Annotated in this window: 12 protein-coding genes; 4 read left to right on the top strand and 8 right to left on the bottom strand. The window is 62.7% G+C overall.

Annotation, left to right across the window (positions count from 1 at the left end; genetic code table 11):
* Positions 1 to 6 precede the first annotated feature (6 nt).
* Genes AAFO90_RS06175 through AAFO90_RS06155 form a run of 5 tightly spaced genes read right to left on the bottom strand, consistent with a single transcriptional unit; the run spans position 7 to position 6,326 of the window.
* Positions 7 to 1,947 (bottom strand): acetyl/propionyl/methylcrotonyl-CoA carboxylase subunit alpha, encoded by a 1,941-nt coding sequence (locus AAFO90_RS06175; RefSeq protein WP_347508867.1) that lies wholly within the window; start codon positions 1,945 to 1,947, stop codon positions 7 to 9.
* Positions 1,940 to 2,368, bottom strand: a complete 429-nt coding sequence (locus AAFO90_RS06170; protein ID WP_274831819.1) for an ASCH domain-containing protein — start codon at positions 2,366 to 2,368, stop codon at positions 1,940 to 1,942. The genes AAFO90_RS06175 and AAFO90_RS06170 overlap by 8 nt, the downstream gene beginning before the upstream one ends.
* 12 nt (positions 2,369 to 2,380) lie before the next feature.
* A complete protein-coding gene (locus AAFO90_RS06165; protein ID WP_347508866.1) occupies positions 2,381 to 3,985 on the bottom strand; it encodes a carboxyl transferase domain-containing protein in 1,605 nt (534 codons plus the stop codon).
* Positions 3,982 to 4,800 carry an EcsC family protein gene (locus AAFO90_RS06160; protein ID WP_347508865.1) on the bottom strand — a complete coding sequence of 273 codons (819 nt, stop codon included), beginning with the start codon at positions 4,798 to 4,800 and terminating at the stop codon, positions 3,982 to 3,984. The genes AAFO90_RS06165 and AAFO90_RS06160 overlap by 4 nt, the downstream gene beginning before the upstream one ends.
* Positions 4,797 to 6,326 carry an AMP-binding protein gene (locus tag AAFO90_RS06155; protein ID WP_347508864.1) on the bottom strand — a complete coding sequence of 510 codons (1,530 nt, stop codon included), beginning with the start codon at positions 6,324 to 6,326 and terminating at the stop codon, positions 4,797 to 4,799. Before AAFO90_RS06155 ends, AAFO90_RS06160 begins: the two co-directional genes overlap by 4 nt.
* 149 nt (positions 6,327 to 6,475) lie before the next feature.
* Between AAFO90_RS06155 and AAFO90_RS06150 the strand changes: the two genes are divergently transcribed.
* The gene (locus AAFO90_RS06150) at positions 6,476 to 7,081 is read left to right on the top strand and encodes an OmpW family outer membrane protein (RefSeq protein ID WP_065273793.1); all 606 of its coding nucleotides are present in this window, start codon (positions 6,476 to 6,478) and stop codon (positions 7,079 to 7,081) included.
* A 93-nt stretch (positions 7,082 to 7,174) separates the two neighbouring features.
* Here the strand turns inward: AAFO90_RS06150 and AAFO90_RS06145 are convergent, their stop codons facing one another.
* The 3 genes from AAFO90_RS06145 to AAFO90_RS06135 all read right to left on the bottom strand — a co-directional run bounded on the left by AAFO90_RS06145 (position 7,175) and on the right by AAFO90_RS06135 (position 10,447).
* Positions 7,175 to 8,335 carry an isovaleryl-CoA dehydrogenase gene (locus AAFO90_RS06145; protein WP_347508863.1) on the bottom strand — a complete coding sequence of 387 codons (1,161 nt, stop codon included), beginning with the start codon at positions 8,333 to 8,335 and terminating at the stop codon, positions 7,175 to 7,177.
* A 165-nt stretch (positions 8,336 to 8,500) separates the two neighbouring features.
* Positions 8,501 to 9,694 carry an aminotransferase class I/II-fold pyridoxal phosphate-dependent enzyme gene (locus AAFO90_RS06140; protein ID WP_347508862.1) on the bottom strand — a complete coding sequence of 398 codons (1,194 nt, stop codon included), beginning with the start codon at positions 9,692 to 9,694 and terminating at the stop codon, positions 8,501 to 8,503.
* Between the two features lie 90 nt (positions 9,695 to 9,784).
* Positions 9,785 to 10,447 carry an HAD-IA family hydrolase gene (locus AAFO90_RS06135; protein WP_274833537.1) on the bottom strand — a complete coding sequence of 221 codons (663 nt, stop codon included), beginning with the start codon at positions 10,445 to 10,447 and terminating at the stop codon, positions 9,785 to 9,787.
* A gap of 130 nt (positions 10,448 to 10,577) precedes the next feature.
* Between AAFO90_RS06135 and glmU the strand changes: the two genes are divergently transcribed.
* From glmU to AAFO90_RS06120, 3 genes are read left to right on the top strand one after another with little or no spacing between them, the layout of a single operon-like run.
* Entirely contained in the window at positions 10,578 to 11,933 is a 1,356-nt protein-coding gene (glmU, locus tag AAFO90_RS06130; protein ID WP_347508861.1) for a bifunctional UDP-N-acetylglucosamine diphosphorylase/glucosamine-1-phosphate N-acetyltransferase GlmU, read from the top strand.
* Entirely contained in the window at positions 11,933 to 13,756 is a 1,824-nt protein-coding gene (gene glmS / locus AAFO90_RS06125; protein ID WP_347508860.1) for a glutamine--fructose-6-phosphate transaminase (isomerizing), read from the top strand. Before glmU ends, glmS begins: the two co-directional genes overlap by 1 nt.
* 4 nt (positions 13,757 to 13,760) lie before the next feature.
* On the top strand, positions 13,761 to 14,459 hold the full coding sequence (locus AAFO90_RS06120; protein ID WP_347508859.1) for a DNA alkylation repair protein: 699 nt from the start codon (positions 13,761 to 13,763) through the stop codon (positions 14,457 to 14,459).

The raw sequence follows: 14,459 nt of genomic DNA, 5'->3' as shown, positions 1-14,459 counted from the left end.
TGCCGATCAGTCTTCGGCCTCCTCCAGCCGCACCAGCGCGGCTCCGGCCTCGACCTGATCGCCAGCGGCGGCCAGAACTTCTGCCACGGTGCCATCACGGGCAGCCAGCAGCGAATGCTCCATTTTCATGGCTTCGAGAATGGCAAGGCGATCACCTTCCTTCACCTCCTGGCCTGCTTCGGCGAAGACCGCCTTGACCAGACCCGGCATCGGCGCCTCGATCAGGTTCATGTCCCCCCCGGCAGCCGACGCCCGGTCGAGCGGATCGATCACCTCAAACTGGATCCCGTAGCCGTCGAAAACGGTGATCGTGTTCCCAGCCTGCGCCATCGGCGGCAGCCGGTCGCCGCCCAGAACCCATGCACCACCGATGCGGTTTGCCGTGACCTGATCCTCACCTATGGTCCAGATCTGCCGATCCGGCCCGTCCACCTCGACCATGGCCTCGAATTCTTCGCCCTGAAGGCTGAGATGAACCGAGCGGTGCATGTCGGACCACAGGGTAAAGCCGGTGTCCCAATCGGTGTCGGTCAGACCCAGCGCCTGCATCCCGGCGGCAGCCTTGTGTGCGGGCGTCACGGCGGGCGCCTCGACAAGCTGATCCAGATCCCGCGCGATGAGGCCAGTATCGACATCGCCTGCGGCGAAGCCCTCGTGTGCGGCCAATGCGCCAAGGAAGGCAAGGTTGGTCACCGTACCGCCGACCTCAGTTTCCGCCAGCGCCTGTGACAGCCGCGACAAGGCAACCGCACGTGTTGGCCCGTGCACGATCACCTTGGAGATCATCGGATCATACCAGGGACTGATGGTATCCCCGGCCCGCACGCCACTGTCGGCGCGGCAGCTGGCGGGGAATTGCAGATGCGTCAGCGTGCCGGTTGCAGGCAGGAAGCCCTTTGGCACGTCTTCTGCATAAAGCCGCGCTTCAAAGGCGTGACCGGTGATCATCAGCTCGTCCTGCTGTTGCGGCAGGCTCTCCCCTGCGGCGACGCGCAGCTGCCATTCCACCAAATCGACACCGGTGATCAGTTCCGTCACCGGGTGTTCCACCTGAAGGCGGGTGTTCATCTCCATGAACCAGAACCCGTCGGGACGCAGCCCGTTGGAGCCATCGACGATGAATTCCACCGTACCGGCGCCTTTATACCCAATCGCCTCGGCCGCGCGCACACCTGCGCGGCCCATGGCCTCGCGCATTTCATCGGTCATACCGGGCGCAGGTGCCTCTTCGATGACCTTCTGGTGACGACGCTGGAGAGAACAGTCCCGCTCGAACAGGTGCACCGCTGTGGTGCCATCGCCAAAGACCTGCACTTCGATATGGCGGGGTTGCTGGATGTATTTCTCGATCAAGACGTCCGGGTTGCCAAAGGCCGTGGTGGCTTCGCCCTGCGCGCTCTTGAGGGCCTCGTCGAAATCCTTTGGATCCTCGACCAGACGCATACCCTTGCCGCCGCCACCGGCGACCGCCTTGATCAGGACGGGATAGCCGATGGTATCGGCAGCGCCCGACAGGTGCTCGGGGTCCTGGTTCTTGCCGTGGTAGCCGGGAACAACGGGCACGCCCGCCTCTTCCATCAGCGCCTTGGCTGCGTCTTTCAGGCCCATCTTGCGGATCGCATCCGCCGAAGGACCGATGAACACAAGGCCAGCCGCCTCTACCGCATCCACGAACTCGGGGTTTTCCGACAGGAAGCCATAGCCCGGATGGATCGCCTGCGCGCCGGTCGCCTTGGCAATGGCGATGATCTCATCCCCCAGAAGGTAGCTGTCGGCGGGCGCAGATCCGGTGCCGATGTGGCAGGCCTCATCCGCCATCGCGACATGTTTCGCCGCGCGGTCGGCGTCTGAGTAGATGGCGACGGTTTTCACGCCCATGGCGCGGGCGGTTTCCATGACACGGCAGGCGATCTCGCCCCGGTTTGCGATCAGAATCTTGTCAAACATCTTTGTGGTCTCCGAAATCACGGACCAGACGAAAGGTCTCAACCATCATCGGTGCGTTTTGGTGAAAGCGACCCGTACGGGTCAGGTAGCTTTCGTACCCCGCCCGCCAGTGCTCCAAGTCTTTGAATTCTCCCTGAGGCGGAACCATCTCTGCCGTTACGTCGCAAAAGCGGACCTTGTCCACCTTCACGGTTTCGGTGGCGCAGGCGGCCGTTCCGTCCCAGTTCAACACGATATCCACGCGCCCCGCCTCGGGAAAGCTTTCCAGGCCATCGTCGAAGACCGACCAAGCCTCGCAGCTGACGGTCTTTGCGCCCGAGCGGATCAGGCCGATGATTTCGGCATTCAAGGCAGATGAATCGCCGGGGCGATAGCTTTGCGCAACGGGAAATGCTGCGAGGGCCTCTTCGAGGGGGATCATCGTTGCCTTACCTCACATCCGGAACACGCCAAAGCGTGTGTCTTCAATCGGGGCATTCAAAGCAGCGCTCAGCGACAGGGCCAGCACCTCTCGGGATTTGCGCGGGTCGATGATGCCATCGTCCCAAAGCCGCGCCGAGGCATAGAGCGGATGGCTCTGCGCCTCGAACATCTCGATGGTGGGGCGCTTGAACTCGGCCTCTTCCTCGGCGCTCCAAGAGCCGCCCTGGCGTTCGATGGCGTCGCGTTTCACGGTGGCAAGAACACCTGCCGCCTGTTCGCCGCCCATCACGGAAATGCGCGAATTCGGCCAGGTCCACAGGAAGCGCGGCTGATAGGCACGGCCCGACATGCCGTAGTTACCGGCCCCGAATGAGCCGCCCACCAGCATCGTCACCTTGGGCACATTGGTCGTCGCAACCGCCGTCACCATCTTGGCGCCGTGGCGGGCGATGCCCTCGTTCTCGTACTTGCGGCCCACCATGAAGCCGGTGATGTTCTGCAAAAAGACCAGCGGGATCTTGCGCTGGCTGCACAGTTCAACGAAATGCGCGCCTTTCTGTGCGGCCTCGGAGAAGAGAACCCCGTTGTTGGCGATGATGCCCACCGGGCAGCCCTTCACATGGGCAAAGCCGGTGACCAGCGTCTCACCAAAGCGCGGCTTGAACTCGTCAAAGCGCGACCCATCCACCAGACGCGCGATCACCTCGCGGATGTCATAGGGGGTGCGCAGATCGCCAGGCACCACACCGAGGATCTCTTCAGGGTCATAGGCGGGCTCTTCCGGGCTGGCCCAGTTAACGCCCAGCGGTTTGGTGATGTTGAGCGACTGCACCGCGCGACGCGCCAGTGCCAGCGCGTGGGTGTCATCCTCGGCCAGATAGTCGGCGACACCGGAAAGACGCGTGTGCACATCACCGCCGCCGAGGTCTTCGGCGGAAACCACCTCGCCCGTTGCGGCCTTCACCAGCGGCGGACCGGCGAGAAAGATGGTGCCCTGTTCCTTGACGATGATGGTCACATCCGACATCGCGGGCACATAGGCGCCGCCTGCGGTGCACGATCCCATGACCACGGCGATCTGCGGGATGCCTTTTGCGGACATACGCGCCTGATTGTAGAAGATGCGGCCAAAGTGGTCGCGATCCGGGAAGACCTCGTCCTGGTTGGGCAGGTTGGCCCCGCCACTGTCCACCAGATAGATGCACGGCAGGCGGTTTTCCTCGGCGATCTCCTGCGCGCGCAGGTGTTTCTTGACCGTCATCGGATAATAGGTGCCGCCCTTCACAGTGGCGTCGTTGCAGACCACCATGACCTCTTGCCCATGCACCCGGCCAATGCCCGCGATGACGCCCGCAGCCGGGGCTGCGCCGTCATACATATTGTGGGCCGCCGTCGCGCCGACCTCAAGGAAGGGAGAGCCCGGATCCAAGAGGTTCGCAACCCTGCGGCGCGGCAGCATCTTGCCCCGGCTTTCGTGACGGGCGCGGGATTTCTCACCGCCGCCCATGCGCGCGGCCTCCGCCGCCTCGTTGATCTGCGCCAGCGCCTCCAGATGCGCCTCGCGGTTCTGCTTGAAGCCTTCGGAGGAAGGCATTGCCTTGGATTGAAGTTTCATGGCTTGGTAACCTCCTCTCCGGAATAACCGGGTAATAATTTCTGTCTCATCAGCCACCGCAGGCTATAGGCATATCGCGCCGCACGGCTTACATCCGTTTGGAAACTTGCATTTACTGACGCGGCAACGACTCCGCCTACTACCGGAACAACCTGCCCCAGTTTGCGGCCTGCAAGGGACACCCCCAATTGTCGTGCAACTCGTTCAGCAATTTTTTCAGCAACCCAATTGCTCGCCTGATCCACAACCACACGCACCTTGGGCTGGTTCAGCAACTCTGCAAATGCCCTCAGTTGGGTGACTGTCTCCCGCCGGGCGTCGCCAGCCTGACGCGTGGCCAGCTCAAGCACCATCAAGCGAAAGGCTCGTTCGTCTTCACTGTCGCCTGCAAACCCAAAGGCCGCGCCGGTCGCTCGGACGTTACACGCGGCTAGCGTAAGCGTCGCTGGTATGTCAGCTGCCGCCCCGGCCGCCCCCCAAAATCCAGTTGCCCCGCCGGATGCCGCGTTCAGCCCGGCAGCCCAGCCCTGCACATATAGCGCTGCTGCTTCACAGGCCTCTATATCGTCGAAGCTCTTGGGGGACTTATCCGCCGGAAGCGTGTATTCTGCGGCCTTGTCTGCCGCATGAAGGATATTCAAAACCCAGGCGTCTGGCACAACGGCCGCCAAGGCACCGCCAATTGGCGCGGTCACTCTTTCGAAGCCCTTCCCAAGACGTGTTGCCCGCTCGCCTTCATAGTCTTGAACCCGTTTGAGCACCATCGAAATGGTCGCTGACAAGGACTCATCTTTTGCAGGAGGTTTCTTGGTCATTCCGGCCCCTCCCCCGCCGCACGGGCCTTCAGTTCCTTGCGGATCACTTTGCCGGTCACGGTCATCGGCAAGGCGTCCAGAAATGCGATTTCACGGGGGTAGGAATAATGGGCCAGACGGCCCTTGACGTAGTCCTGCAGTTCTTTCTCGGTGGCCGCAGCGCCCTCTTTCAGCACCACATAGGCCTTCACGATCTCGGTGCGCATCGGGTCGGGCTTGCCGACGACGCCGACGGTGGCGACGCTTGGATGGGTCAGCAGGCAGTCCTCGATCTCGGCCGGGCCGATGCGATAGCCCGACGAGGTGATCACATCATCCTCGCGGCCTACAAAGCGCAGATAGTCGCCCTCCCAGATGCCACGATCGCCGGTCACCAGCCAGTCGCCGTGGAATTTCTCGGCCGTCTCCTTGGGGCGGTTCCAGTATTCCAGCATCATCGAGGCAGAGCCACGCCGCACCGCAACATCGCCCTCCTGATCGGTGGGATTGCCATCGGCGTCGATCACGGCGACCTCATGCCCCGGCACCGCCTTGCCGATGCAGCCCGGACGGGGCGGGTAATCCACGCCGCAAGAGGAGGCGACCATGTTGCATTCGGTCTGCCCGTAGAATTCGTTGATGGTGAGGCCAAAAGCCTCCTGCCCCCAGGCCAGCATCTCGGCCCCCAAGGGTTCGCCACCCGATGCGACCGAGCGCAGGCCCGGCACGGCCTTGCCAGCGGCCTTCAACATGCGAAGCGCGGTGGGCGGGAAAAAGATGTTGCGTACATCTCCGCGCGTGATCAGATCGACGCAGGCCTCAGGCGTGAATTTGTCGAGCCGCGCCGCGACAACTGGCACGCCCAGCGCAAGACCGGGCATCAAGACATCGAACAACCCGCCAATCCAGGCCCAATCGGCAGGGGTCCAGATACAGTCGCTCGGCTGGCCCAGGTGATCATGGCTGATGGCGACGCCCGGCAGATGGCCGGTCAACACCCGGTGGGCGTGCAGCGCGCCCTTGGGGCTGCCGGTGGTGCCGGAGGTATATATAAGGACAGCCGGGGTTTCTGGGCCGGTCGCGGCAAAGGGCACCGGGGCGCCGTCAATGCCTGCGTCCTGCACCATCACCGCCTCGGCCAGATCACCTAGCAGCAGCGCACCCTCGGGATCGGTCAGCACGAAACGCACCCCCGCATCCCCGGCGCGCGAGGCCAGCGCATCGTGCTGGAACAGCTTGAACAAGGGCACCGAAATGGCGCCGACCTTCCAGATCGCCAGATGCGCGGCAGCACACCAGGGCGACTGGCTGAGCAGCACACCCACCCGGTCGCCCGGCTGGATCCGCGACAGAAGATAGCGCGCCAGACCATCGACCATCGCCGCCAGTTCCCCATGGGAAATGTCGCGCCGCGCGGCGCCGGTCAGATCGATCAGCGCCAGCGCATCTGCCGGGTGATCCATGGCCTGTGCCGCCATATTGAGCCGCTCTGGCAGATCCCAGCGACCATAGGGCGTCAACCCCGGTATGCTACTGTAGTCCTGCATAGTCAGATCTTCCTAAAATGCATGGCAGGCATGCGCGTTTTGTGGTGCATTTCAAAGGCTCGGCACAAACCTGCTTGATCCAGATCAGAGACGTTTTCGCCTCCATCGCGCATGATCCCGGCGTACTCGAAAGAAAAGGGATCTTCCCCATGAAACGCATCGTTTCCGCCCTCGCCCTCTCTGCTGCATGCGCCGCCTTTGCGGCCCCGGCCCTTGCCCAGTCGCAAGGCGACTGGACCTTCGGTGCAGGGATCGCCAACGTGAACCCCAAATCGAACAACGGCACGTTGGCCGGGGGTGCCGCAACGGTCAGCGATGAAACGCAACTGTCGCTGACAGTTGAATATTTCATCCGCGACAACCTTGGCATCGAACTCTTGGCCGCGACCCCGTTCGAGCATGACGTCACCATCGCCGGTGTCGGCTATGCCGGTTCGACCAAGCAGTTGCCGCCGACCCTGTCGCTGAACTACCACTTCCCGACCAACAGCAAGATCACGCCCTTCGTCGGCATTGGTGTGAACTACACCACCTTCTTTGAAGAAAGCTCGCCGCTTGGCGTGCTGAACCTTGATGACAGCTGGGGTCTTGCGCTCAACGCTGGTGCGGACTGGCAAGTGTCGGACAACGGTGCGCTGCGTCTGAACGTGCGCTACATGGATATCGAGACCGACGCCTTCCTGAACGGTGCCGCGATCGGTACCGCCGAGATTGATCCGGTTGTTGTGGGTGTTGCCTACGTCCACCGCTTCTGACCCTCTGATCCGGTTTCCCGGGCGGGCGCTGCCGCCTGCCCGGACCACAGACAAGCCCGCGTGCCTTCCCTCGGTCACGCGGGCTTTCTGCTTTTACATGGTTGCCATCAGCTCGCGGCCGATCAGCATACGGCGGATTTCCGAGGTGCCTGCGCCGATTTCCATCAGCTTGGCATCGCGGAAGATCCGGCCCACCGGATTGTCAGACAGATAACCGGCACCGCCAAAGGCCTGCACCGCCTGGTGCGCCTGCACCATTGCTTGCTCAGAGGCACAAAGGCAGCAAGCCGCCGCGTCCTGGCGCGTCACCGTGCCATTGTCGCAGGCCTTGGCCACTTCGTAGATATAGGCGCGCGAGGAATTCATCGCCGTGTACATATCAGCGATCTTGCCCTGCATCAGCTGGAAGCTTCCGATCGGCTTGCCGAACTGTTTGCGTTCTTTCATGTAGGGCATCATCTCGTCCATGCAGGCGGCGATGATACCGCTGCCGATGCCCGCCAGAACCACGCGTTCGTAATCAAGGCCGGACATCAGAACCTGAACGCCCTTGCCCTCTTCACCCAGCACGTTCTCAAACGGCACTTCGCAGTCCTCAAAGATCAGCTCGCCGGTGTTGGAGCCACGCATGCCCAGCTTGTCGAAATGCACCGAGGTCGAGAAACCTTTGAACTCTTTCTCGATCAGGAAGGCGGTGATGCCCTTGGAGCCTGCTTCGGGATCGGTCTTGGCGTAGACCACCAGCGTGTCGGCATCGGGGCCGTTGGTGATCCAGTATTTGTTGCCGTTGAGGCGATAGTGATCGTTGCGCTTTTCGGCACGCAGGGACATCGACACAACGTCAGAGCCAGCGCCCGCTTCGGACATGGCCAGCGCGCCGACGTGTTCACCCGAAATCAGCCCGGGCAGGTATTTCTTCTTCTGCTCGGCATTGCCGTTCAGCTTGATCTGGTTGACGCAAAGGTTGGAATGCGCGCCATAGGACAAGGACACCGAGGCGCTGGCGCGGGCAATTTCCTCGACCGCGATGGTATGGGCCAGATAGGACATCCCGGCTCCGCCGAATTCCTCGGGGACGGTGATCCCCAGAAGGCCGAGCTCACCCATCTCCTGCCACAGCTCGGCGGGGAATTCGTTCTTCTGATCGATTTCCTGCGCCATCGGCTTGACGCGCTCTTGCGCCCAGCGGTGCACCATGTCGCGCAGGGCGTTTACATCTTCGCCCAGATCAAAAGTCATGCTTGCGTTGAACATCTCGCGTCTCCTCCCGAGTCATCGCGAATTATTTGAACATGTGTTCATTTATTGCCGGCAAGCCACCACAGGTCAAGAGGTCACGTGGGGACACGAAAAGGCCGGACCCTGTCGGGGCCCGGCCAGTCGGAGTTGATTGCTGCAGGAAACAGCCTCAGCTGTGGATCAGGCGCCCTGAAACACTGCACCAACCTCGGCGCGGATGATGCGGGCGATCTGGGCGCAGTCCTCAAGACTGAAGGTCAGCGGAACCCGCATATCGACGATCCCCGCCAGAATGCGATCACTTTTGGGCAGCGACGGCGTCTCGGCGTAGCGCCAGCTGTCATAGCGGGAGGTAAAGGCCACGGGTTGCGGTTCACCAAACCACTTCAGCTCAACCCCGCGGGCGGCGCAGCGGCGCAGAACCTCCTGCACCCGGTCCGCAGCCCAATCCAGCAACAGAAACTGGATAGAGGAACCCACATAGGTTTCCGCAGCCGGGCGCTCCACCACGGTCAGACCCGGCGTTCCGCGCACCCCGGTTTCGACCTCCCTGTAGCGTTCATTCCAGCGGGCGACCTGCGTCTCCAGATCGCGCAGCTGGGGCCGCAGGATCGCGGCCCTCAGATTATCCATGCGCCCGGAAATATTCGGGGTTTCATATTTCACCCGTTCGAACACCTCTGGCCCCGGCGCGGCCAGATGACGGCCATAAAGCATGTAGGAACCGGACAGGATGATGGCCCGCGCGGCGATCTCCTCATCATCGGTGATCAGCAGCCCGCCCTCGCCCGAGTTCACGTGCTTGTAGGTCTGGCAGGAATAGCAGCCCACCGCGCCATGCCGTCCCGAAAGCGTGCCATTCCAGGCCGCCCCCATGGTGTGGGCGCAATCCTCGATCACGGTGATCCCGGCGTCGTTGCAGATCTCCATCAGCCGGTCCATGTCACACAGATGCCCGCGCATATGGCTGAGCATCAGCACCTCCGCCTGATTCGCCTTGGCTGCCAGATCCTCCAGATCGATGGTCAGATCCTCGGTCACATCCACATAGACCGGCGTGGCACCGACAGCTGCGATGGAGCCCGGCACCGGCGCCAGGGTAAACGCATTGGTCAGCACCCGGTCGCCATGTTTCACACCAACCGCTCTCAGCGCGGTGGCCAGTGCGTAGCCGCCCGAGGCAACCGCCAGACAGTATTTCGCCCCCATCTGGTCGGCGAATTCGCGCTCCAGCAGCGCGGTCTCTCCGGCCTCGTCGCCCGCAACATTGTAGCGGTGCAGACGGCCATGCCGCAGCACCTCCATCGCGGCGGCAATCGCCTCTTCTGGGATGGGTTCCTGCTGGGTGAAACTGCCGGTGAAAATCTCGCTCATGGCCTGTTTGTGAGCGCGGCCAGCAGCGGGGTCAAGGGGGAAGCCGCTGTCGCGCCCGGTTTCAGACGCGCGCGGAAGGACATCAGATCATCAGGGCAGCAATTCCGCCACCACCCCGGGCAGATCCTCATACCGGTGCAGCAGCGCCTCGGGTTTCAGCGCCGCCATGTCATCGCCTGCAGGACCGAAGGTGACCAGAACCGACGGCACGCCCGCCGCGGCGGATGTGTTGCGGTCGGTATCACTGTCGCCAATCAGAACGGTGCGCGCGGGGTCACCGCCCGCGCGGCGGGCCGCTTCGAACAACGGCGCGGGATCGGGTTTGCGCACCGGCAGCGTATCGGCGCCCACAAGCGAGGCAAAGGCATCGCGCACGCCAAGGGATCGCATCAGCTGCTCGGCCAGCGCCTCGGGCTTGTTGGTGCAGATGCCAACGCCATAGCCAGCCAGTTTCAACGCCTCGACGGCATCCATCGCGCCGGGATACAGAACGGTGTGGTGATCGATTGCGCCTTTGTACGCCTCCAGCAGCACGGGATAAAAGGCTTCGACGGTAGCGTCGTCGTATTCATTGACCCGCTTCAGCCCCTCGGTCAGCATCCGTTTGCCGCCGCGCAGGGCGATCGCCGCGTCGCCCGGGCGGGTCAGCAGATCGCCATGGCCCATCTGGCGAAAGCAGGCATTAGCCGCTGCCAGCAAATCCCCCGACGTGTCCGCCAGAGTACCATCCAGATCAAAGATTACCGTCCGCATATCGTCCCCTTTCGGCGCATTTCCGCCGCATGATGTTGCAAGCCGCAACCTAGTTTGATGGCGCAATGGCTTGCGCACCCACTGTTAGCGGATAAAACGGGGGCGCTGAAAAGACAAAGAGAAACATAACATGAGCACAGCCCTCGTCATCCTGGCCGCAGGCAAAGGCACGCGGATGAATTCAGATCTGCCTAAGGTCCTGCATCCCATCGCCCAGGTCCCCATGCTGGAACATGCCATGGCCGCTGGGCGCGCTTTGGAGCCGGAACGGATCGTCGTGGTCGCAGGTCATGGCGCCGAAGCGGTGCGCGCCGCCGTGGCCGATATCGACGAGAGCGCCGAGGTGGTGCTGCAAGAGGAACAGCTGGGCACGGGTCACGCAGTGGATCAGGCACGGGAGGCGCTGGCCGGGTTTGATGGCGATGCGGTGGTTCTTTATGGCGACACGCCTTTTGTCAGCGGCGAGACCATCAGCCGCATGATCGAAGCGCGCGCCAAGGCCGATCTGGTGGTTCTGGGCTTTGAGGCCGCTGACCCTGGCCGCTACGGGCGGCTGGTGATGGACGGCGACAGCCTGGAGCGGATCGTCGAGTTCAAGGACGCGAGCGAGACCGAACGCGCAATCACCTTCTGCAATTCCGGCCTGATGGCCTGCGCATCGCAGCTGATGTTCGACTTGATCGCCGAGATCGGCAACGACAATGCGGCAGGCGAATACTACCTCACTGATCTGGTGGAACTGGCGCGCGCCAAGGGCCTGCGCGTCACCGCCGTAGCCTGTGACGAAGCCGAAACGCTGGGTATCAATAGCCGCGCCGAACTGGCCCAGGCCGATGCCCAGTTCCAGAGCCGCGCCCGCGCCGAGGCGCTGGACAATGGCGTCACCCTGATGGCGCCTGAAACCGTCTATTTCGCCTTTGACACCGTGGTCGGCCGCGATGCGGTCATCGAACCCAACGTGGTGTTCGGCCCTGGCGTCACGGTGGAAAGCGGCGCGTTGATCCGCGCCTTTTCGCATCTCGAAGGCTGCCACGTCAGCCGCGGTGCCAAGGTCGGCCCCTATGCCCGCCTGCGCCCCGGCGCCGAACTGGCAGAAGACACCCATATCGGCAACTTCGTCGAGATCAAGAACGCCGAAATCGCTGCTGGCGCCAAGGTCAATCATCTCTCTTACGTGGGCGATGCCTCGGTCGGTGAAGCCACCAATATCGGGGCCGGCACCATCACCTGTAACTATGATGGCGTGATGAAGCACCGAACTGAAATCGGCGCCCGCAGCTTTATCGGCTCCAACACCCTTCTGGTGGCGCCGGTGCGCGTCGGCAATGAGGCGATGACCGCCAGCGGCACCGTGGTGACGAAGAACGTCGATGATGGTGACCTGGCAATCTCGCGCAGCGCCCAGGAAAACAAACCGGGCCGTGCGCGAAAACTGATGGACATGCTGCGCGCCAAGAAGGCCCGCAAAGCAAAAGGAGGCGCGTAATGTGCGGAATCGTCGGAGTTCTTGGCAATCATGAAGCCGCGCCCCTGCTGGTGGAGGCGCTGAAGCGGCTGGAATACCGCGGCTATGACAGTGCCGGTATTGCCACCGTCAACGACGGCAAGCTGGAACGCCGCCGCGCTGTCGGCAAGCTGGTCAACCTCAGCGACCTGCTGGTGCATGAGCCGCTGGCGGGAAAATCCGGCATCGGCCACACCCGCTGGGCCACCCACGGCGAACCTTCGGTCAACAACGCGCACCCGCATCGTGCCGGCGCAGTGTCGGTCGTGCATAATGGCATCATCGAAAACTACCGCGACCTGCGGGCGGAACTGGCCAAGGAAGGGATCCAGTTTCAGACCGAAACCGATACCGAAACCGTCGCGCTGATGACAGAGCGCTACATGCGCGGTGGGCTGTCCGCCGCCGAGGCCGCACAGAAAACCCTGTCACGGCTGGAGGGCGCCTTTGCACTCGCCTTCCTGTTCGACGGCGAAGAGGATCTGATGGTTACTGCCCGCAAGGGCTCGCCCTTGGCGATCGGTCATGGCACCGGCGAAATGTTCGTCGGCAGCGATGCCATCGCCCTGGCGCCGCTTACGGATAAGATCACCTATCTTGAGGAAGGCGACTGCGCCGTCCTGACCCGCAGCAGCCTGGAGATCCGCGACGCAAACGGGGATCTGGCGAACCGCGAAATGCGCACCATTCAGATAGACTCAGCACAGGTCGACAAGGCCGGGCATAAGCATTTCATGGCCAAGGAAATCGCGGAACAACCCACGGTCATTGCCGAAGCCATCCGCCACTACCTGCCAGTCGGCGAAGACGCGGTGCACCTGCCAGGCGACGGGATCGATTTCACAAAAATCGACCGGCTGACACTGGTCGCCTGTGGCACCGCCTTTTATGCCTGCCTCACTGCGAAATACTGGTTCGAAAAACTGGCCCGCATTCCGGTCGAGGTCGATATCGCCTCCGAGTTCCGCTATCGCGAACCACCGATCCCCGGTCGCACTGCCGCACTGTTTGTTTCCCAATCGGGCGAGACCGCAGATACCCTCGCCGCCCTGCGTTATTGCAAGGACAAGGCAGATCAGATCCTGTCGGTGGTCAATGTCCCCGAAAGCTCCATCGCCCGCGAGAGCGATCTGGCCCTGCCGATCCATGCAGGTGTTGAAATCGGCGTTGCCTCGACCAAGGCCTTTACCTGCCAGCTGAGCGTGCTGCTGATGCTGGCCCTCAAGGCCGCAACCGACCGGGGCGAAATCGGCGAAGAGGAGCTGCAGGCGCATGTCTCCGCTCTGCGCGGGCTTCCGAACGTCATGTCTGCTGCACTGGAGCAGAACGAGGCGATCCGTCAGGCCTCCCTCAAGCTCAGCGAAGCGCGGGATGTGCTGTTCCTGGGCCGGGGGCTGATGTTCCCGCTGGCGCTCGAAGGCGCATTGAAACTGAAGGAAATCAGCTACATCCACGCCGAAGCCTATGCCTCGGGGGAATTGAAACACGGCCCCATCGCGCTCATCGACAACAACATGCCGGTCGTGGTTCTCGCCCCGCGGGACGATCTTTTCGACAAATCGGTCTCCAACATGCAGGAAGTCATGGCGCGCAAGGGCAAGGTGATGCTGGTCTCGGATGCCGAAGGGCTTGCCGAGGCGGGTGACGAGGTCTGGCAGGCAATCCGCATGCCGCAGGTCCACGACAGCCTGTCGCCGATCCTTTACGCCCTGCCCGCGCAGATGCTGGCCTATCACACCGCCGTGGCCAAGGGCACCGATGTGGACCAGCCGCGCAACCTCGCCAAATCCGTGACGGTGGAATGATCCGATGACACTGGACGAGGCGCTGGCGCAGCTACGCGCCCTGATCGAACCGGGCCGCGCCGAGCAGATGGCGGCCTATCACAAGCAGAACCGGGAGGTTCTGGGTATCCCGAACCCGGCGCTCAACGAGCTGACCAAGGGCTGGCGGCAGACCCTCACGGTGGAAGAGCGCGTAGCCCTTGCCGATGCCCTGTGGAATACGGACATCTTCGAAGCGCGCCTCGCTGCCGCCAAACTGCTAACCCAGGCCCGGATCAAGGGCGACGACGCCGCCTGGGCGTTGATCTGTTCCTGGGTGCCACAGTTCGATAGCTGGGCCATCGCCGACCATGCCTGCATGGCGGCGCAGAAACGGCTGGTGGCGGATCCCGCCCGGCTGGACGATGTCGAGGCCTGGACGCAGTCCGAATATATGTGGACCCGCCGGGCCGCATTGGTCGCCACCCTGCCCTGGGCCAAGATGAACAATCTCAAAGCCGCCGATCAAGCCCGGCGGGCGCGGATCATCACATGGGCGGCAGGCTATGTGCCAGACCGCGACTGGTTCATTCAGAAAGCCATCGCTTGGTGGCTGCGCGATCTAAGCAAACACGATGCAGAGGCCACCCGTATCTTTCTGGCGACCCATGGCGATGCAATGAAACCCTTTGCCCGCAAGGAAGCCGGGAAATACCTTCGAGACGAGGCGCCCAAGGCAGGCTAA

The organism is Phaeobacter sp. CAU 1743, assembly GCF_039839315.1.
GTDB lineage: Bacteria > Pseudomonadota > Alphaproteobacteria > Rhodobacterales > Rhodobacteraceae > Phycobacter > Phycobacter gallaeciensis_A.
The sequence above is the reverse complement of the archived record's forward strand: the minus strand, read 5'-3'. Positions and strand labels throughout refer to the sequence as shown.

What these genes read in the sequence shown, in the direction of transcription:
- AAFO90_RS06175 (WP_347508867.1), bottom strand. Translation starts at nt 1,947, where the DNA reads ATGTTTGACAAGATTCTGATCGCAAACCGGGGCGAGATCGCCTGCCGT.
- AAFO90_RS06170 (WP_274831819.1), bottom strand. Translation starts at nt 2,368, where the DNA reads ATGATCCCCCTCGAAGAGGCCCTCGCAGCATTTCCCGTTGCGCAAAGC.
- AAFO90_RS06165 (WP_347508866.1), bottom strand. Translation starts at nt 3,985, where the DNA reads ATGAAACTTCAATCCAAGGCAATGCCTTCCTCCGAAGGCTTCAAGCAG.
- AAFO90_RS06160 (WP_347508865.1), bottom strand. Translation starts at nt 4,800, where the DNA reads ATGACCAAGAAACCTCCTGCAAAAGATGAGTCCTTGTCAGCGACCATT.
- AAFO90_RS06155 (WP_347508864.1), bottom strand. Translation starts at nt 6,326, where the DNA reads ATGCAGGACTACAGTAGCATACCGGGGTTGACGCCCTATGGTCGCTGG.
- AAFO90_RS06150 (WP_065273793.1), top strand. Translation starts at nt 6,476, where the DNA reads ATGAAACGCATCGTTTCCGCCCTCGCCCTCTCTGCTGCATGCGCCGCC.
- AAFO90_RS06145 (WP_347508863.1), bottom strand. Translation starts at nt 8,335, where the DNA reads ATGTTCAACGCAAGCATGACTTTTGATCTGGGCGAAGATGTAAACGCC.
- AAFO90_RS06140 (WP_347508862.1), bottom strand. Translation starts at nt 9,694, where the DNA reads ATGAGCGAGATTTTCACCGGCAGTTTCACCCAGCAGGAACCCATCCCA.
- AAFO90_RS06135 (WP_274833537.1), bottom strand. Translation starts at nt 10,447, where the DNA reads ATGCGGACGGTAATCTTTGATCTGGATGGTACTCTGGCGGACACGTCG.
- glmU (WP_347508861.1), top strand. Translation starts at nt 10,578, where the DNA reads ATGAGCACAGCCCTCGTCATCCTGGCCGCAGGCAAAGGCACGCGGATG.
- glmS (WP_347508860.1), top strand. Translation starts at nt 11,933, where the DNA reads ATGTGCGGAATCGTCGGAGTTCTTGGCAATCATGAAGCCGCGCCCCTG.
- AAFO90_RS06120 (WP_347508859.1), top strand. Translation starts at nt 13,761, where the DNA reads ATGACACTGGACGAGGCGCTGGCGCAGCTACGCGCCCTGATCGAACCG.